General features: G+C 65.8%; 10 protein-coding genes. 5 read left to right on the forward strand and 5 right to left on the reverse strand.

Going from position 1 to position 18,256, the window contains the following annotated elements; genetic code table 11:
- Nucleotides 1-8: 8 nt before the first annotated feature.
- Complete coding sequence (locus ACTOWJ_RS09885; RefSeq protein ID WP_441334437.1) at nucleotides 9-419, reverse strand: hypothetical protein; 411 nt, start codon at nucleotides 417-419, stop codon at nucleotides 9-11.
- Between the two features lie 173 nt (nucleotides 420-592).
- Nucleotides 593-3,442, reverse strand: coding sequence for a bifunctional [glutamate--ammonia ligase]-adenylyl-L-tyrosine phosphorylase/[glutamate--ammonia-ligase] adenylyltransferase (gene glnE, locus ACTOWJ_RS09890; RefSeq protein WP_441334438.1), 2,850 nt, complete (start codon nucleotides 3,440-3,442; stop codon nucleotides 593-595).
- A gap of 1,078 nt (nucleotides 3,443-4,520) precedes the next feature.
- Here glnE and ACTOWJ_RS09895 point away from each other — a divergent pair.
- On the forward strand, nucleotides 4,521-6,536 hold the full coding sequence (locus ACTOWJ_RS09895; protein ID WP_441334439.1) for a multicopper oxidase family protein: 2,016 nt from the start codon (nucleotides 4,521-4,523) through the stop codon (nucleotides 6,534-6,536).
- Between the two features lie 138 nt (nucleotides 6,537-6,674).
- On the opposite strand, the gene ACTOWJ_RS09900 is transcribed toward ACTOWJ_RS09895, so the two are convergent.
- Complete coding sequence (locus ACTOWJ_RS09900; RefSeq protein ID WP_441334440.1) at nucleotides 6,675-8,675, reverse strand: esterase/lipase family protein; 2,001 nt, start codon at nucleotides 8,673-8,675, stop codon at nucleotides 6,675-6,677.
- Between the two features lie 141 nt (nucleotides 8,676-8,816).
- Here ACTOWJ_RS09900 and ACTOWJ_RS09905 point away from each other — a divergent pair, with 141 nt between their 5' ends.
- The 4 genes from ACTOWJ_RS09905 to ACTOWJ_RS09920 all read left to right on the forward strand — a co-directional run bounded on the left by ACTOWJ_RS09905 (nucleotide 8,817) and on the right by ACTOWJ_RS09920 (nucleotide 16,068).
- Entirely contained in the window at nucleotides 8,817-9,353 is a 537-nt protein-coding gene (locus tag ACTOWJ_RS09905) for an ECF-type sigma factor (RefSeq protein ID WP_441334441.1), read from the forward strand.
- Between the two features lie 82 nt (nucleotides 9,354-9,435).
- The gene (locus ACTOWJ_RS09910) at nucleotides 9,436-12,228 is read left to right on the forward strand and encodes a protein kinase domain-containing protein (protein ID WP_441334442.1); all 2,793 of its coding nucleotides are present in this window, start codon (nucleotides 9,436-9,438) and stop codon (nucleotides 12,226-12,228) included.
- A gap of 164 nt (nucleotides 12,229-12,392) precedes the next feature.
- Nucleotides 12,393-13,802, forward strand: coding sequence for a hypothetical protein (locus ACTOWJ_RS09915; protein WP_441334443.1), 1,410 nt, complete (start codon nucleotides 12,393-12,395; stop codon nucleotides 13,800-13,802).
- 28 nt (nucleotides 13,803-13,830) lie between these two features.
- Complete coding sequence (locus ACTOWJ_RS09920; RefSeq protein WP_441334444.1) at nucleotides 13,831-16,068, forward strand: phospholipase C; 2,238 nt, start codon at nucleotides 13,831-13,833, stop codon at nucleotides 16,066-16,068.
- A 95-nt stretch (nucleotides 16,069-16,163) separates the two neighbouring features.
- On the opposite strand, the gene groL is transcribed toward ACTOWJ_RS09920, so the two are convergent.
- Nucleotides 16,164-17,804 carry a chaperonin GroEL gene (groL, locus tag ACTOWJ_RS09925; RefSeq protein ID WP_441334445.1) on the reverse strand — a complete coding sequence of 547 codons (1,641 nt, stop codon included), beginning with the start codon at nucleotides 17,802-17,804 and terminating at the stop codon, nucleotides 16,164-16,166.
- A 126-nt stretch (nucleotides 17,805-17,930) separates the two neighbouring features.
- Nucleotides 17,931-18,218: a co-chaperone GroES gene (locus tag ACTOWJ_RS09930; RefSeq protein WP_441334446.1), complete on the reverse strand. Its 288-nt coding sequence runs from the start codon at nucleotides 18,216-18,218 to the stop codon at nucleotides 17,931-17,933.
- Nucleotides 18,219-18,256: the final 38 nt, after the last annotated feature.

The raw sequence follows: 18,256 nt of genomic DNA on the forward strand, positions 1-18,256 counted from the left end.
CCGCGTGTCTAACCTCGCGTCGGCTTAGGCTTTGCGTTGGCGAAATTTCCGATGAAGCGCAACTCGTTGTACAGCCGCCCGGCTTGCTCCTCGTGAAAGGTGCAGTGGTCGTAGAAATACAGCGAGTTGCCGTGAGTCACGCCCAGTTCGTGGCAGCGCGCGAGGATCGCACGCTCGGTGTCCAGCGAGTACGTCCCGACTTCAAGCACCAGTTCTTCGACCGGAACGATCCGGTTGTCGGCCGTGCCGTAGGCGACGAAGAAATCCGAGTCGATGAAGCCGCAGCCGAAATCGCGATGCGCGGGGCAATCGGAATCCGGCGATTCCATGCCTTCGGTGTAACGGTTGAACGCTTCCAACGTCTGGGTGGAGGTGCCCATCCAGACTGCGATCATGCCGCGGGCGGTGTCGTCGATCATGGTGATTCGCCTGTGCTCGCTTCGGGTCAAAAGATCGCCATGCCGCCACGAGGTCTTTTGTAGGAGGGGCTTTCAGCCCCGACGCTTTTCTTGGAGATCGCTGCGTCGGATCGGAAAGCGTCGGGCCTGAAAGCCCCTCCCACGAGACTTCGCGGATTTGTCAGCACCAGCCCTCACGACGGCGCTCGCAAGCCAGTCTCGCGCGTCGCCGATGCGATCGCCGCGCGCGCCGCAGCGATCGCATCGGTCTCCACCACCCGTCGCGGCCTTCGATCCAACGTGCATTCCAATCCCGCTGCCAGCAGCACCGCATGCGCTGCAAGCAGATCCCGCATCTGCGCCGCAGACAGCGACGCGGCGGTCTGCGCGGCGGCGATCAAGCCCGGCGTATCGCGCGGCACCAACAGCGCCGGTGCGCGCGCCGAATCGCGCAGCACCAGGTACTGCAGCAGGAATTCCAGATCGACCAAGCCACCCTCGCCTTGCTTGAGATCGAAGTAGGCCGCGTCGCTGCGATCGAGTTCGGCCTGCATGCGCGCGCGCATCACCGCGACATCGCCGCGCAGCTTGTCGGCCTCGCGCGCTCGGGTCAGCGTGCGCGCGCGCACCTGTTCGAAACGCTCGCTCAAATCGGCGTCGCCGGCAACGAAACGCGCGCGCACCAGCGCCTGATGCTCCCAGGTCCAGGCGCGCTCGTACTGGTACTCGCTGAAACTGGCCAGCGACGACACCAGCAGCCCCTTGGCGCCGTCCGGCCGCAAGCGTACGTCGACGTCGAACAAACGCCCGGCCGCGGTCACCGCGCCGAGCAGGGCGACGATCTTCTGCGCCAAACGCGCGAACCAACGCGGCGCGTCCAGGGCGCGCGCGCCGTCGGAAGACGCGCCGCCCTCCACCGCCGGCGCGTCGTACAAAAACACCAGATCCAGATCCGAGCCGAAGCCCAGTTCCTCGCCGCCGAGGCTGCCGTAGCCGAGCACGGCGAAGCGCGCACCCGGCACCCGGCCGTACGCGGCGGCCACTTCCTGTTCGGCCATCGCCAGCACCCGCATGACCACCCCGTCGGCCAGCCAGGCGAGCTGGCGCGCGCTGTCCTCGGCCGACTGGCGGCCGTCGCGCAGCGCCATCGCGATGCGAAAACTCAGTGACTGCCGCACTTCGTTGAGCGCCTGCAGACTGGCTTCGGTGTCGTCGCCGCCATCGACCTCGGCGCAGGCGGCCAGCAACTCGTCGCGCCCCGGCAGCGGGCCGACCACGCGCGCATCGAGCAACTCGTCGAGCAGCAGCGGATGCGAGGCCAGGCGTTCGGCCAGCAGCGCGCTGCGCGAGACCACCTCGATCAGCCGCGACAGCGCCGCGGGTTGTTCGTCGAGCAAGGCCAGATACGCACTGCGCCGCAGCACGTTGTGCAGCAGCGCCAACAAGCGCTTGAGCGCCAGCATCGGCTGCGAGGAAGCCGCCGCGCCCTGCAGCAGCGCCGGCAACACCCGGTCCAGGCGCGCGCGCACCGCATCAGACAGCCCCCGCACGCCGGGGCTTCGGGCGAAATCGCGCAACGCCGCATCGGCATCGGCCGCGGCTTCGAAGCCGGCATCGGCCAAAGTGTCGGCCGCGCCGGATTCGGGCAGCGCGCGCCAGTACGCGGTCAAGGCGTCGGGCGCGGCGCGGCGGCGGCGCGGCGCCAGCAGCGCTTCGAATTCGGCGGTGATGCGCTCGCGCCTTTGTTCCAGCTCGCCCAGCAACTGCGCCCAATCGGCATAGCCCAGGCCGGCGGCGATGCGCGCGCGTTCGCCATCGCCGCTGGGCAATGCATGGGTTTGCGCGTCGCGCAGCATCTGCAGGCGGTTTTCCAGGCGGCGCAGATAACGGTAATCGTCGGCCAAGGTCTCGCCCGCGTCTTCGCCGATCTGACGCTGGGCCACCAATTCGCGCAAGGCCGGCAACAGACGCCGGCCGCGCAGTTCGGCTTCGCGGCCGCCGCGGATCAGTTGCAGAGCCTGGACCAGAAATTCGATTTCGCGGATCCCGCCCGGCCCGCGCTTGATGTCGTCGGCCAGTTCCTTGCGCGCGACCTCGGCGCTGATCGCCGCCTTCATCGCGCGCAGGCCGTCGAGCGCGCCGAAATCCAGATAACGCCGGTAGACGAACGGCCGCAGCGCTTCCAGAAAGCGTTCGCCGGCCTCGATGTCGCCGGCCACCGGCCGCGCTTTCTGCCAGGCGTAACGTTCCCAATCGCGGCCTTCGCGCTGGAAGTACTGCTCCATCGCCGCGAACGACCACGCCACCCGGCCGGCATTGCCGTACGGCCGCAGGCGCAGATCCACGCGATGACAGAAACCCTCGGCGGTGATCTCGTCGAGCAGACGCGCGAGCTGCTGCCCGAGCTTGGCGAAATACGCCTCCGCGTCCAGCGCGCGCGCCGCATCGCGGCCGTCGAATTCGGTGCTGCCGTCGGACTCGTAGGCGTAGACCAGATCCACGTCGGAACTGAAGTTGAGTTCGGCGCCGCCGAGCTTGCCCAGGCCGAACACCACCAGCCGCACGCGCTCGCCCTCGCGCGTGCGCACCGCGCCGTGGCGCCGCTCGAATTCGTCTTCCAGCGCGTGCAGCGCGATCTGCAGGCAGACCTCGGCGAGATGGGTGCTGCCTTGCAGCGTGTCTTCGACACTGTCCAGGCCGAGCACGTCGCGCCAGATCAACCGAGTCGAACCGGCGCTGCGATAGCGGCGCAGACGCGTGCCCCACTCGCCGCGCTGTTCCGGTTCGAGCGACGGCGGCGGCAACGGCGCGGCGCCATCGTCGGCGGCGAGCGCGAGCAGCAAATCGGGCTGGCGCGCGAGCGTATCGATGGCGAAATCGCTGACCAAGGCCACGCGCGCGACCCGCGCGGCCAGCGAGGGATCTTCCAGCGCACCGAGCGTCTGCGGCGAAGCCGCGCGCAGCCGGGCGAGGGCGCGTTCGGCGAACGCGGATTCGAACGCGTTGCGGTCGAGAGAAGAATGCGAGGGCGCGGATGCGGACATGCGCGGATGATCGCATGCCGGTGGTGGCCGTCGATCGCGGCATCATGTCGGCTGCGCATGGCGAGTGCGATGACGCAATCGCGCTGGAGTTTCGTCGTTGATGGGATGGCGTGGTCGCGGCTTGCGCCGCTCCTACAGTCGCTGGGTGTAGGAGCGGCGTAAGCCGCCCCCCACAACCACGGCGGAACTCGCAACGCAGCGGCACACACCCAACCGCGCATAGCGAACCGCCACTCAAACCGCGCCCAAATCACACCTGGGCCCCACCTAAATCACATCACCCAAATCCCGCCCAATAAAAAAGCCCGCTTCCGGTAGAACCGGTAGCGGGCTTTGCTCCCTCCCCCACGTCGGGATGCGGGGCGATCGTGAAGGAACCGTTATCCCCTTTGCACGCTGCACTGCAAAACAGAACTTGTCAGTTCATTTGAAACGCTTGCATGGGCCATCCCAGGCATATGTCCAAAGCTAATAACGGCAAGGCTGTTACCGATGCCATCGAAATCGCCGGTGTGACCTCGCGCGATTCGCGGTCGTGGCCTTCGACAAAGCTGAACAGGGAAAGCCGATCGCCATTTGCGCCGGAAGCCGAAGTCGGCGTGGCGGCCGATCGAGCAGGCAACGACCCGCCCGGGTCGACGCCCGCAGCGCCGCCCTCCAGTCGCTGGCGACCTGTCGAACCCCGCACCGCTCGCGGTACGGCCCGAACCCAGGCCTAGCCAGAACTCGCAGCCGTCCCTCTGGCCTGCCCCTCGGGCTTTCACCGTTGTTCAACCGAACGCGCCGATTCCCGGGGAGACGCCGTTCTCGATGCCGATCCGACGGCACGCGCAGCGCGATCGCATGGCGATTCGCACGACCGCCTGGCCTGCCGTTGGATCGCCACACATGCAGCACCGCCGCAGTGGCCGTTGCGCAGATCAGCGCGAACACGGCCGCCAACGACGGGCAACAGGGGCCAACGACATTCCGCCATAACGCAGCCGCATGCCGCGGCGCGCGCGCAGCTGCGCGCCGTGCGCGTCCGCCGAATCCTCAGTGCCGTTCCCGCACTTCATCCAATCCACAGGAGCCCAGCATGGAACGTCCACCTCCGAAGCCCGCCGCCTATTCGCGCCGCCATCGCTCGCGCGCACCGCTGACGGCCATCGCCGTCGCCTGCGTGTTCGCCGCCGCGCCGCATGCAGCGCTCGCCCAAGACGCCGCCACGCCCAAGCCGGCGCTGCGCGCGCTGGAGCAACCGGTGCTTGCGCGCATGCTGCGCTCGGAAGACGCACCCGAACCGCTGACAGCGCTCACCGGCAGCGGCGCCGAGCGCTTGGACACGCGCGAAGCCACACTCGACTTGCGCATCGCGATGACCACCTCGCGCATCTGGAATCCGCGCGAGCAGCGCTACGATCAGGTCAAGCTGCGCTCTTACCAAAGTCCGGGCACCAACCCCGACGTGCCCTTCGTCGCGCCGACCATCGTGACCTCGCCCGGCGAAACCGTGCGCATCCGCCTCGACAATCAACTCGAACCGGAGCCGGACTGCCACCCAAAAGACATCAACGTCCCGCATTGCTTCAACTCCACCAACCTGCATTCGCATGGCCTGTGGGTCAGCCCGACCGGCAACAGCGATAACGTGCTGATCACCTTGAAACCCGGGGTGAAGTTCGAATACGAATACAACCTGCCCGCCGATCATCCGGCCGGCACGTTCTGGTATCACCCGCATCTGCATGGCTCGACCGCGTTGCAGGTGTCCAGCGGCATGGCCGGCGCGCTGCTGGTGCGCGGCGAACGCCTGCCCACGCCTGGGCGCAACGGCGACATCGATACCTTGCTGCGCAATCCGGACAACGTGCCGATTCCCGAACGCGTGCTGTTGTTCCAGCAAGTCGCTTATGCCTGCCGCGGCGCCGACAAACAGATCAAGGTCGAAAAGAACAAGGCCGGCGAAATCGTCGCCTGGGTCTGCGATCCGGACGATACCGGCGGCATCGACGGCTACGATCAGTTCGGTTTCGCGCCCGGCGCGAAGGTCGACACCTGGGTCCAGTCCGGCCGCCACACCAGCATCAACGGCGACGTGCTGCCGACTTTCGACGGGCTGCTCGCCGGCCGCATCGAACGCTGGCGTCTGCTGCATGCCGGCGTGCGCGACACCATCAGCCTGCAGTTACGAGAGCTGCGCCCGAGCGCGCCGGGCATCAAGGGCCTGTCCGGCGCGGCGCTCGACAGCTGGGTCGGCAAGAACTGCACCGGCGCGGTGATACCGCAGTACGAGATCGCTTCCGACGGCCTGACCCACGCCCAGGCGATCGCCAAGCAGCAGAACATCCTGCAGCCCGGCTATCGCAGCGATGTGGCGATGGTGTTCCCCAAGCCCGGCAAATATTGCGTGATCGACGCCGCCGCGCCGGCCAGCGCCAGCATCAGCAACGCCGCCGAAGACCGCCAGTTGCTCGGCATCGCCGACGTCGCCGCCGGCGGCATCGCGCCGATCACCGACATCCGCGCGTTCCTGATCCAGAGCCTGGGCAATGCCGCGCAGGCCTATATGCCGGCCGACATGCGCGCCAAGGTCATCGGCGATCTGCGCAACGACTTCCGCCTGGATTCGTTCGTGCCGCATCCCGACATCGCCGACAGCGAAATCACCGGCGCGCAGACCTTGGAGTTCAACATCGACGGCAGCCGCTACATGGTCGACGGCCATCCCTACGGCCAGGGCAAGACGCGCCAGCTCGTGCTGGGCAACATCGAAGAATGGGAACTGAGCTCCAAGCGCGGCGGCCATCCCTTCCATATCCACGTCAACCCGTTCCAGATCTCGCGCATTCTCAACGCCCAGGGCGTGGACGTCAGCGTCACCGGCGACAAGGACGACCCGGAATACGCCAACCTCAAAGGCACCTGGAAAGACACGCTGTTCGTCAAGGCCGGCTATCGCTTGTTCGTGCGCACTCGGTATCAGCGTTACATCGGCGAGTATGTCCTGCACTGCCACATCCTGGAACACGAGGACCAGGGCATGATGCAGAACGTGATCATGCAGGTGCCCGACGGCAAGGGCGGCGGGATTTCCACCACCAGCCACCACTGATCCGCGCTACCTGCGTGTAGGAGCTGCGCGAGCTGCGACCGCGACAATCCGGTTGCGACGAAACCTTCGACGTAGCCGGATTGTCGCGGTCGCGGCTTGTGCCGCTCCTACAGCGCTCCGGCGAAAACGCGCCGAGCCTTACCGCTTGGCGCGCTGCTCGTATTCGGCCATATCGATCCGCAAAATCCGCCGCAGCTCCAGAATCGCCTGCGGCGTTTCCTGGACGCTGTGACCGGAGGTAATCACCTTCTCCGACAGCGCGCCGTCCAGATGCGCGCTGGGATACGGCACCACGCCGTCGCTGGATTGCAGCAACGGCAACTTGGCGTCGCGCTGTCCGACGATGGTGTGATACGGCAGACCGGCCTCGATCGGCAGATTCTCGGTGCTGCGCATGAACAACGAATTCGGGCTCAGATCGTCCGGCCCGGTCGGCGGGCGGCCTTTGCGGAAACCTATCTTCTGCAGTTCGTCCTGATTGACCTGGCTGCGCTGGATCAACTCCGTGGTATCGCGCAGCACATCGAACGGCAAGCGGATCAGCTTGCGCACCATGCGCAGCGGCCAGCCGTCGGTGACCACCGCGCCGCGATGCGGCGAGGCCAGGAACACCACCCGGCGGAACTGCGGCATCGGTGCGAACACGGTCAACTCGCGCACCATCGGTTCCTGGCGCAGCCGCTGCGACACCGACGGATCGAACATGCCCAGGGTTTCGTCGAGCACCCGCTCGCCGCTGTCGCTGACCAACAGTCGCGAAATCACGCCGCCCATGCTGTGGCCCACCAAGACCGCATCGTGACTGGCGACGTCGTCGCCTTCGGGGTCGTAATGCTGGAAGGTCTGAGTCAGCGCCGAAGCGATCGCCGCGCGATTGGACAAGATGCCGATGTTGGTCGGATAGAACACCTGCCACAGCTGATAACGCTTGCGCAGGGTTTCATCGCCGAGGATTTCGTTGGCCAGATTGACCCAGGCTTCCGGACTGCTGGCCAGACCGTGCACCAGCACAATTACCCGCTTGTTCGGATCGTAAGGCTGATTGAGATAGATCCGCGGCTTGAACGCGCGTGCCTGCTTGGGTCGCAGCAGACTGCTCAGGCTCAAACGGGCCAGCTCCGAGCGCGCCAGCCAAATGCCGTAGGCCGCCGAATAGTTCGCCGCCAACGGCACCTGGCGTCCGGCGATGGTCTCGCTCTCGATGCGGTAGGGGTTGTAGACGTCCATGCTGGCCTCGCGGCCGCCCAGCACCGCGTCGAGGTCGTCGCCGGCGAAGCGCAAGGTCGCCGTCACCGGCAGATAGCGCGTATCGCGGTACGGCGTGTCCTCGGCGTCGGGATCGGTACGCGCGCGGCGCGGAAACACCGCGACCAGACCGGTGCCGAATCCATCGCGTCGATACACCGCACGCAGATTATCGAATCCCAACGTATCCGAGGCGAGCAAGGCCTCGGGTTGCTGGCTGATTTCGGACGCTTCATAGCCGTGCAAGCCGATGCGCAGATTCATCCCGCCCACCTGCAGCGGCGTAGCGCCGACCTGTCCGCGGCTGGCTTCGAACGCGGCCTGCGCGACCGCATCGACGGCGCGGTTGTAGTACTGCAGCACCCGCTCCTGACGCGCTTCGAACACACGCTGCTCGGGCGTGCGCGGGGTCAGGAACAGATAGGCGTAGGCATAGCGCGCGGTTTCGACCGCGGCGCGGGTGCGTTCATCGGAGGCGACTTGGGTCGCGATCGCGCGCTGCGTCTGCGCCTGCGCGGCCGGGGCGACCGCGGCGGCGGCTTTGCGCTTGGACAACCCCGCGCTCTCCGCGGCCTTGCTGACCGTGGCCGGCGCAGCGTTCATGCGCAGCAACTGCAGCTCCGACGCGGTGGCCAGCCAATCTTCGACCGATGCGAACTTGCGCAACTGCTCGATGCACGGCGCAGGCTCGCGCGCGCATTGCTCCGGGTCCAACCCCGCCGAGCCGAGCGCGGTCGCCGCCGAGGTACTGAGCTTGCCGCCGTTGAGCGCGTCGAGATTGCGCTCGGCGGCGACCTCGCCGAAACCGCGCTCTTTGACTTTGACTACGGCGCAGCCGCTGGTCAGCAGGAGGACAGCACATAAAGGGAGCGAGCACAGCAAGCGCCAACGCATCAACATTGCCTTTCTAGAATCTGAACAGGCGGCATTGTCCGTCAGCAGCCCCGCCAAGTAAATTTTGGCGCCGCCGTGTCCTGCCCCGGCCAAGTTTCACGTTCGCTACAGCACCTTCATTGCGTCCATAAGGATATGGCCATGAGCCCGGAAACCCTGGCCGAGCCGACACCGGCCGTCTCGATCGACTCGTTGTTCGCCCTCACTTACCAGGAACTGCGCCGTCTGGCCCATCGCCAGCGCTGTCTGCGCGACGGCCAGACCCTGAACACGACCTCCCTGGTCCACGAGCTCTATCTGCAGCTTCATCGCGGCCCCCAACGTTTCGATCGGACGCGCCAGTTCTACGCGTACGCTGCACGGGCCATGCGTCATCTGCTAATCGATCGCGCGCGCGAACGCAGCCGCCTCAAACATGGCGGCGACTGCCGCCAAGTCGAGTTCGACGACGCCCTGCTCGACGGTGGTGCGATCGACCCGCGTCATCTGCTCGAACTCGATCAAGTGCTGCGTCAGTTGAGCGATCACGACCCACGCGCCGCCGAGGTGGTCGAGCTGCACTACTTTGCCGGCATGCCCTTCGGCCAGATCGCCTCGCTCTTGGAACGCAGCGAGCGCACCGTGCACCGCGATTGGCGGTATGCGCGCGCTTGGCTACAAGCGCGACTGAGCGGCTGATTGGTCATGGCGTTCTGCGTCGGTTGCCGCGGCAACCGACGGTGCCGTGGTACATGGCATTGCGCGTGGACAGGAGTCCGACATGAGCACTACTTCGATTTCTCCGACGCGCGGCTGGTTCGAAGCCGCGATGGAACAATCCCCCGATATCCGGCGGCAGTGGCTCAGGCACCACTGCCAGGACTCGCGCGTGCTGCGCAGCGTGTTGCTCCTGCTCGATGGCGAGGATCGCGCGGGTCTGCTCGACTATCCGCTCGACGATTCCATGCGCACACTGACGGAAGCCGAGGATGTCATCGAACCCGATTCGCTGATCGGAAGCCGTATCGGTCCATTCCGCTTGATCGGGCTGTTGGGACAAGGCGGAATGGCCGCGGTGTTCCTGGGGGAACGCGAAGACGCAGACTTCCGCCAACGTGTGGCGGTGAAGCTGCTTCGGCGTGGCCTGTTCTCGGCGATCGAGCAGCGTTTGTTCCGGCGCGAACGGCAAGCGTTGGCCGCGCTGTCGCATCCCAACATCGCCCGTTTGATCGACGGCGGCGTGAGCGAAGCCGGGATCGCGTATCTGGCGATGGAATATGTGGACGGCGAGCCGATGTTTAGCCATGCCGAACGCGCTGGCCTGGATCTGCGCGCGCGCCTGCGTTTGATCGCGAGTGTCTGTCGAGCCGCTCAAGCCGCTCACAACGCGCTGATCGTGCATCGCGACATCAAGCCATCGAACATCATGGTCAATACCGAGGGCGAGTTGAAGCTGTTGGATTTCGGCGTGGCCAAACTGCTCGATGACGACGACGCGCCGTCCCCAGGCGCGCCGACCGTATTCACCGGCCTGACCCCCGCATACGCCGCGCCGGAGCAGTTCGATGGCGGTCCCATCACCACCGCCACCGACGTCTATTCCCTCGGCGTGGTCATGCACGAACTGCTGCTGGGCGTCCGGCCGCTGGATACCGGCCCGCATGCGGCGCTGCGCGGACCTCAGCAACGCACGCTCGCCGGCTCGCCCGCCCGGGCCAGACCGCAGGGCGAACTGGCGGTCATTCTGGGCAAGGCGCTTGCCGCCGAGCCGACGCAACGTTATGCCTCGGCCGGCGAGCTGGCCGACGATATCGATCGTTACCTGCGCGATCAGCCGATCGCCGCGCGCGCGCCGTCGCTGTGGTACCGCTCCAGCAAGTTTGTCCGGCGCAATCGCAGCCTGGTGGCGGTCGCCTCGCTCTCGTTGCTGGCGATCGCAGGATTCACCGCAACCGCGGTGTGGCAAGCAAGATTGGCCGAGCGTCAGGCGCAACGCGCCAACGCCGCCCGCGATTTCATGATCGAACTGCTGGACGCCAACGAAGCGCAACTGCCGGCCAACCAGCGTCCGACTCCCGATATCCTGGTCGCCAAGGCGGTCGAGCGTCTGCGCGCGAACCGGGAGATCGACCCGGAACTGCGCGTGGAACTGCTCGGCACACTCGGCCGGATCAGCTACAGCATCGGCGACTACACGCACGCCGACACCCTCCTGGCGGAATCGATCGCCTCCGGCCGCAAGATCGGACTCGACGACCGCGCGCCGGTTCTGCTCAATGCGATGGTTCTGCGCGCGGTCGTCATGCAGGCGACAGGCCGCACGGTCGAATCCGGGAAGCTGCTCGAAACCCTGTTGCCGGCGTTACGTTCGTGGGAGTCCACCGAATCCATCGACGGCTTGGCCCAATACGCTTCCAATCTGCTGCTCGCCGGCGAAGTCGACCGTTCGCTCGCCATTGCCGACGAGGCCACAACCAAGGCGCGCAGATTGTTTCCTTCCGACTCCATGGATCTGCTCAAAGCCGAGTCGATGCGCGGCCAGATTCTTTCGGTCGCGCGCCGTTATAAGGAAGGTCGCGATGCGCTTGAGCCGATCGTCCGTCGCTGGCGGGCGCTGAAAATTCCGCGGGATCGAGAGTTCGCCCAGATGATCAAGTATCTGGCCGAAGCCAAGGAGAACTCCGACGATCTGGCTGGAAGCGAAGCGCTGCACTTGGAGGGAATCGAGCTCAGGCGGCGCATCCACGGGCGACCCCACGATCAGACAGCGCGGGCGTTGGACTCGTACGGCGTCTTCTTGATGTGGGCAGATCGGTTCGACGAATCCGAGCGCGTACTGCAGGAGGCATTGTCCGTCTACCGCTCGGTGCTCGGGCCCGAACATCGCAAGGTCGCCGGGACGCTGAGTTCGCTGGGCACGCTCGAATACAAGCGCCTGCACTTCGACGCGGCGGAAAGGTATTTGCGCGAGGCCTTGCGGATCATCCTCAAGGATTATCGCAACCACCAGGAAATACAGATTCTGGCCGCCGTGCAGCTGCGCCTGGGCATGGTGCTGACCGACCGGGGCAAGATCGACGAAGCCGAACCGTTGATCGCCGGCGCGATCGAGAACTTCGGTCGCTATACCGGCACCAACAACGAGACGATGGGCGGCCTGCTTCATCGCCGGGTCGAAATCCACCTGGCGCGCAAACGGCCCGATCTCGCTCTGCTCGACTTGAACCGGGCCAGCACGATGTTCGCCGGCCCCGACAGCGGGCACCTGGGCTATCAGGTGGAAAACGGCCTGCTGCGTTCGCAGGCGCTGGCCATGAGCGGACGCTCGGCCGATGCATTGGTCAGTATCGACACCGCGCTGGGTTTGGCCGAGCGCGATCCGACCATGACCACGCAACGCAAGATGCCCTTGTTCGCGCAAAAGGCGCGCGTGCAGCGTCTCGTGGGCCTGCGCGATGGTTTCGCCGCGACCGTCGCCACGGCGCGGAGCTTGAAGCCCGATCCAGCGCTCTTGTCGGCCGGGGATGCCATCGTTCTCGGCTACGCCCGCGGCAGCGGCGCGCACGCGCCGTAATCGCCCCTGCGAAGCCAGCGTCGGTGTCGCCGACACCCCGATGTCAGGTTTTCCCCGCCCACGCCGCTTCTGTTCTTGCGATGCATGCGACGGAGTTCGCCCGCGTCGTCGCCGCACGGCCGTTTCGCCGCCGGCGAACGCTTACGACAGAAACGGAGTTTTCCATGCCCAACATCACCATCTACGAGCACGCCAACTTCCTCGGCCGGTCCCAGGCCCTGGCCATCGGCCGCTACGACGATACCCTCGCCCAGATCTCGATCGGCAACGACACCATCAGCTCAGTCAAGGTTCCAGCCGGCATGGCCGTGCGCCTGTACCAGCACGCGCGTTTCCAGGGTGCCTATATCGACCTGCGCGAGGACCTGTCCTTGCTGACCCCGACCTGGAATGAAAAAACCAGTTCGCTGGTGGTCTACGCCGCCGCCGACACGCCGCCGCCCACGCGCGAAGTGATGATCTACGAGCACTCTGAATTCACCGGCCGGCTGCAAGTGCTTGGCCCGGGTCGCTATGACGCGGCCAACCTGAGCATCGGCGACAACAGCCTCAGCTCGCTGCTGGTGCCCAGTGGCATGATCGTGCGCTTGTATGAGCTTCCCAACTTCCAGGGAGCGTTCGTCGACGTCAACGAAGACACCGCCGCGATCAGCATGGACTGGAACGACCGGGTGTCCTCGATTGTCGTATCCGAAGCGGTAGCCGGATTCGCCAAGCTGCACGCCGACAACGACGCGATCCGCGGCGAAAGTCTGCGTTTCAACGGCGTGCGCGGCGTTGCCCATTCCGATCGCCACGCCGGCGTGTCCGGCTCCAACGTCGGCGACGGACCCGGCGTACAGGGCCGCGGCCGCCGAATCGGCGTGTCCGGCGACAGTCGCGATGGCTACGGTCTTTACGGCCACAGCGGCAACTATCACGCGATCTGGGGCGAAGCCGACCGCGGCGCCGGCGTGGTCGGTATCGCCAAGCAATGGCATGGCGTCTACGGCGAGACCTACAGCACCGTCGGCGGCGCCGGTCTGTGGGGTGAGCACAAGACCAACGGCATCGGCGTAGTCGGTGTGGCTGGTCCCGGTGGTATCGCCGTGTGTGGCCGGGGCGGTCGCCTGGCCGGATATTTCGAAGGCGACGTCGAGGTCACCGGCGACATCCGTCTGATCAATGCCGACTGCGCCGAGAACTTCAACATCGCCACCGACGCCGCAGTCGAACCGGGCACGGTGATGGTGCTGGACGAGGAACTGGCTTTGTCGCCGAGTCAGCGCGCCTACGACCGTCGCGTCGCTGGCGTGGTTTCCGGCGCGGGCGACTTCAAGCCCGGCATCGTGCTCGACAACCAGCCCTCCGAGCGGCTGCGCCAGCCGGTCGCCTTGCTCGGCAAGGTGTTCTGCAAGGTCGACGCCGCCTACGGCGCGATCGAAGTCGGCGATCTGCTGACCACCTCGCCGACGCCGGGCCATGCCATGAAGGCCGGTGACGCCGCTCAGGCCGGCGGCGCGGTCATCGGCAAGGCGCTGCGCGGTTTCGAGCAGGGCCGCGGGCTGGTGCCGATCCTGATCTCGCTGCAGTGACCGGCGCGAGCCGCAAGGAGGCAATACCATGAGCACCAGCATCCGCTCGGCCATCGCTCCGCAGGTCAGCCTGCGCACGTTCGCCACCCGCTACCGCCCCGATCCGCCCTTCCCCTTGTCCGTGCGCAAACTCCTGCGCGCATGGCCGGTCGGCCGCCTGCAACGGCGCAGCTTCGACCTGCGCGCGTTGCAGCAGAAGTTCGACCGCTACTTCAACCACGCCGCGCATCCGCTGATCCGCGTCCAGATCCACAGCAACCTGGTGCGGGTCTACATGCTCGGCAACGACGGAACCTACGGGGACACCCCCTTGGTCGAAGAGGTCATCGACACCAGTCATCGCATCCGCGACCTCAACACCGAGCGCATCTTGTTGGAGCTGTTACCGGGCGAGCGTCCGCAACTGCGCATCACCGTCCATTTCGAGACCGGCGGAGAAGAAGAGATCGACGGAAAGTGGCCGACGCCCGACGCCGATATCGAATCGTTCCGCATCATCCTGAACTGTTATTTCAGCCGCGTGAGCAATCGCGTGGACGTTCTTGAGTGCGTCGACGTCATCGAGACCAGTGCGGCATCGCTGCGCCTGTTATCGCGTGCCTTCACCGGCGACGTTTACGAGTACTGGCATCGCGCAGTCAAGCGCAAGATCACCGTGCCCAACGGCCTGGCCACCGAGAAGGTCAAGAATAAGATCCGCTCGGCGCTGTGCAAGGAGTTCATCAACGTCGGCATCGACCTCGACGTCACCGGGCCCATCGACGGTGTCTACGCCGACATCGTCGAAAGCATGGTCAGCGGCGGCCTGTACGGCGCGCTGCGATCGGAGCGCTTCCGCAAGGAGATCCAACGCCGCCTCGGGTCGTTGCTGACCGGCGGCGAACACCACGTGACCCAGGTCTTCGGCGAGGGCAACGCACTCGTGGTCGAGTACATCCAACCGCCACAGCAAGTCGAGGCCTTCCCGGAACATCCACAACCGCCGCTCGATCCCGGCACGCTGGCGGGGATCGAGCACATCGTCGTGCTGATGATGGAGAACCGCTCGTTCGACCATATGCTCGGCTACCTGAGCAAGGAAGGCGGGCGCAGCGACGTCGACGGCCTGCGCGGCGGCGAGAGCAACCGCTACAAGGGGCGCGACTACGCCTCGTTTCCACTCGGTGCCGACAACTTCGCCCACAGCCCCTGCCACGACTACGAATGCGTCTTCACTCAGGTCAACGGCGGCCGCCAGGACGGTTTCGTCGCCAGCTTCGCCCAGCGCTTCGAAAGCCAGGGCGTCGATCCGGGCCGGGTCATGGGCCACTACAGCGCGGCCCAGGTGCCGGTCTACGACGCGCTCGCGCGCAATTTCCTGGTCTGCGACCGCTGGTTCTGCGCCCATCCGGGCCCGACCTTTCCCAACCGCTACTACACCCTCACCGGCCGCCTCAACCGCGATCGCTACGGCCAATGGGAATTGGGCAACAGCGAATCGGCGCAGTACGGCACGATCTCGACCAAGACCGTCTTCGACCACCTCAGCGCGCAAGGCGTGTCGTGGAACTACTACGAACACGGTTACTGCACGTTGCGGATCTTCGGTCGCTACGTCGACGACTACGAGAACCGCATCCGCTCGATCGACCACCCGCGCCACGGCTTCTTCGAGGCGGCGCGCACGGGGACGCTGCCGTCGGTTTCGTTCATCGACCCGAACTTCATCGAAGTGCCGGTTCCGTACGCCAACGACGACCACGCACCCAGCCGGGTGATCGACGGACAGGTCCTGATCGGCAAGATCGCGCGCGCGCTCATCGCTGGGCCGAAGTGGGACAAGACCTTATTCGTGGTGACCTACGACGAGCACGGCGGTTTCTACGACCACGTCTCGCCGCCGCAGGACGCCGCGCCGGTCTGCGGCGTCGACCAGCTCGGCCCGCGTGTGCCGGCGCTGGTGGTATCGCCCTGGGTCGACAAGGGCAAGGCCAGTCACGTGGTGTTCGACCACACCTCGATCATCAAGACCATCGTCCGGCGCTTCCTCGCCGCCAATCCGCCAGACATGGGCGCGCGGGTGGCCGCGGCCAACGATCTGTCGCAGGTGATGCTGGCCCGCCCGCGTGGCGACCGGCCGGAGATCCCGCTGCCGTCGCCACCACCGCGAGCCGCACTGGTAGCGCCGACGGGCGTCGGCGACGAAGACGATCCGAGCGACTTCCACGGCGCGCTGAGGGCGCTGCGGCTGCGTCACCCGGTACGCCGGCCCGGTCAGCCGTCGTAACCACGGCGGCCATGGTCGCTCGCCGTCGGTCGCCTCCAAAAAAAACCCCGCCTCGAGGCGGGGTTCTTCTTATTGCATTACTGCGAACGGTTGGATCAGAAATCCATACCGCCCATACCACCCATACCGCCGCCGCCCGGCATCGACGGCTCATCCTTCTTCGGCAGCTCGGCGACCATCGCTTCGGTCGTGATCATCAGACCGGCGATCGACGCGGCGTTCTGCAGCGCGGTGCGGGTGACCTTGGTCGGGTCCAGGATGCCGAACTCGAGCATGTCGCCATATTCGCCGTTGGCGGCGTTGTAACCGAACGCGCCGGTACCTTCCTGGACCTTGTTCAGGATGACCGACGGTTCTTCGCCGGCGTTGGTGACGATTTCGCGCAGCGGGGCTTCCATCGCGCGCAGGGCGATCTGGATGCCGTGGTTCTGGTCTTCGTTGGCGCCCTTCAGACCGCTGATCGCGGCCTTGGCGCGCAGCAGCGCGACGCCGCCGCCCGGGACGATGCCTTCTTCCACGGCAGCGCGGGTGGCGTGCAGCGCGTCTTCAACGCGAGCCTTCTTTTCCTTCATCTCGATCTCGGTCGACGCGCCGACCTTGATCACCGCAACGCCGCCGGCCAGCTTGGCCACGCGCTCTTGCAGCTTCTCGCGATCGTAGTCCGACGAGGTCTCTTCGATCTGAGCCTTGATCTGCTTGATGCGGCCCTGGATGCCTTCACCGTCGCCGGCGCCGTCGATGATGGTGGTGTTCTCCTTGGAGACCTGCACCTTCTTCGCGCGGCCCAGATCCTTGATCGTGGCCTTCTCGAGCTGCAGGCCGACTTCCTCGGAGATCACGGTGCCGCCGGTGAGGACGGCCATGTCTTCCAGCATCGCCTTGCGACGGTCACCGAAGCCCGGCGCCTTGACGGCGCAGACCTTGACGATGCCGCGGATGGTGTTGACCACCAGGGTCGCCAGCGCTTCGCCTTCGACTTCTTCGGCGACGATCAGCAGCGGCTTGCCGGACTTGGCCACGCCTTCCAGCACGGGCAGCAGGTCGCGGACGTTGGAGATCTTCTTGTCGTACAGCAGCACGTAGGGGTCGTCCAGTTCGGCCGACATCGACTGCTGGTTGTTGATGAAGTACGGCGACAGATAGCCGCGGTCGAACTGCATGCCCTCGACGACGTCGAGCTCATTTTCCAGGCCCGAACCGTCTTCAACGGTGATCACGCCTTCCTTGCCGACCTTGTCCATCGCCTGGGCGATCAGGTCGCCGATGTCTGCGTCGGAGTTGGCGGAGATCGCGCCGACCTGGGCGATTTCCTTGCTGGTCGAGGACGGCTTGGACAGCTTCTTCAGCTCGGCCACCGCTTCGATCACGGCCTTGTCGATGCCGCGCTTGAGGTCCATCGGGTTCATGCCGGCGGCGACCGCCTTCATGCCTTCGCGGATCAGCGCCTGAGCCAGCACGGTCGCGGTGGTGGTGCCGTCGCCGGCGTTGTCGGAGGTCTTGGAAGCGACTTCCTTGACCATCTGCGCGCCCATGTTCTCGAACTTGTCGGCCAGTTCGATCTCCTTGGCGACGGACACGCCGTCCTTGGTGATCGTCGGCGCGCCGAAGCTCTTCTCGAGCACGACGTTACGGCCCTTCGGACCGAGGGTGGCCTTGACGGCATTGGCGAGAATATTTACGCCGCGCACCATCTTGGAGCGTGCGTCCTCACCGAAACGAATTTCTTTGGCAGCCATGGTGAAACTCCGGGAATTGGGATTGGGGATTAGGGATTGGTAAGAGCGCAAGCGGACGTCGGGTTGGGCGGGATCGCAGCGCAGGCGCTTTGCGAATCCCGAATGCCCAATCCCGAATCCTGGCTCTTAGCCGACGATCGCGAGAACGTCGTCTTCCTTGAGGATCTTGTATTCGATGCCGTCCTGCTTATAGGAGCTGCCCGAGTACTGGCCGTAGATGACCTTGTCGCCGACCTTGAGCTTCGGCGCGCGCAGGCTGCCGTTGTCCAGGGCCTTGCCTTCGCCGATGGCGACGACTTCGCCCTTGGTCGACTTTTCCTTGGCGGCGTCGGGGATGATGATGCCGCCGGCCGAGACTTCGTCGGCTTCGATCGGCTTGACCACAACGCGGTCATAAAGCGGCTTGAGATTCATGGCGACCTCTGTAAGTGATTGAATGGGTGGGGAAAGAG

Source organism: Lysobacter sp. CA199, from assembly GCF_052078715.1.
Taxonomy (GTDB): domain Bacteria; phylum Pseudomonadota; class Gammaproteobacteria; order Xanthomonadales; family Xanthomonadaceae; genus Lysobacter.

What these genes read in the sequence shown, in the direction of transcription:
- ACTOWJ_RS09885 (WP_441334437.1), bottom strand. Translation starts at nt 419, where the DNA reads ATGATCGACGACACCGCCCGCGGCATGATCGCAGTCTGGATGGGCACC.
- glnE (WP_441334438.1), bottom strand. Translation starts at nt 3,442, where the DNA reads ATGTCCGCATCCGCGCCCTCGCATTCTTCTCTCGACCGCAACGCGTTC.
- ACTOWJ_RS09895 (WP_441334439.1), top strand. Translation starts at nt 4,521, where the DNA reads ATGGAACGTCCACCTCCGAAGCCCGCCGCCTATTCGCGCCGCCATCGC.
- ACTOWJ_RS09900 (WP_441334440.1), bottom strand. Translation starts at nt 8,675, where the DNA reads ATGCGTTGGCGCTTGCTGTGCTCGCTCCCTTTATGTGCTGTCCTCCTG.
- ACTOWJ_RS09905 (WP_441334441.1), top strand. Translation starts at nt 8,817, where the DNA reads ATGAGCCCGGAAACCCTGGCCGAGCCGACACCGGCCGTCTCGATCGAC.
- ACTOWJ_RS09910 (WP_441334442.1), top strand. Translation starts at nt 9,436, where the DNA reads ATGAGCACTACTTCGATTTCTCCGACGCGCGGCTGGTTCGAAGCCGCG.
- ACTOWJ_RS09915 (WP_441334443.1), top strand. Translation starts at nt 12,393, where the DNA reads ATGCCCAACATCACCATCTACGAGCACGCCAACTTCCTCGGCCGGTCC.
- ACTOWJ_RS09920 (WP_441334444.1), top strand. Translation starts at nt 13,831, where the DNA reads ATGAGCACCAGCATCCGCTCGGCCATCGCTCCGCAGGTCAGCCTGCGC.
- groL (WP_441334445.1), bottom strand. Translation starts at nt 17,804, where the DNA reads ATGGCTGCCAAAGAAATTCGTTTCGGTGAGGACGCACGCTCCAAGATG.
- ACTOWJ_RS09930 (WP_441334446.1), bottom strand. Translation starts at nt 18,218, where the DNA reads ATGAATCTCAAGCCGCTTTATGACCGCGTTGTGGTCAAGCCGATCGAA.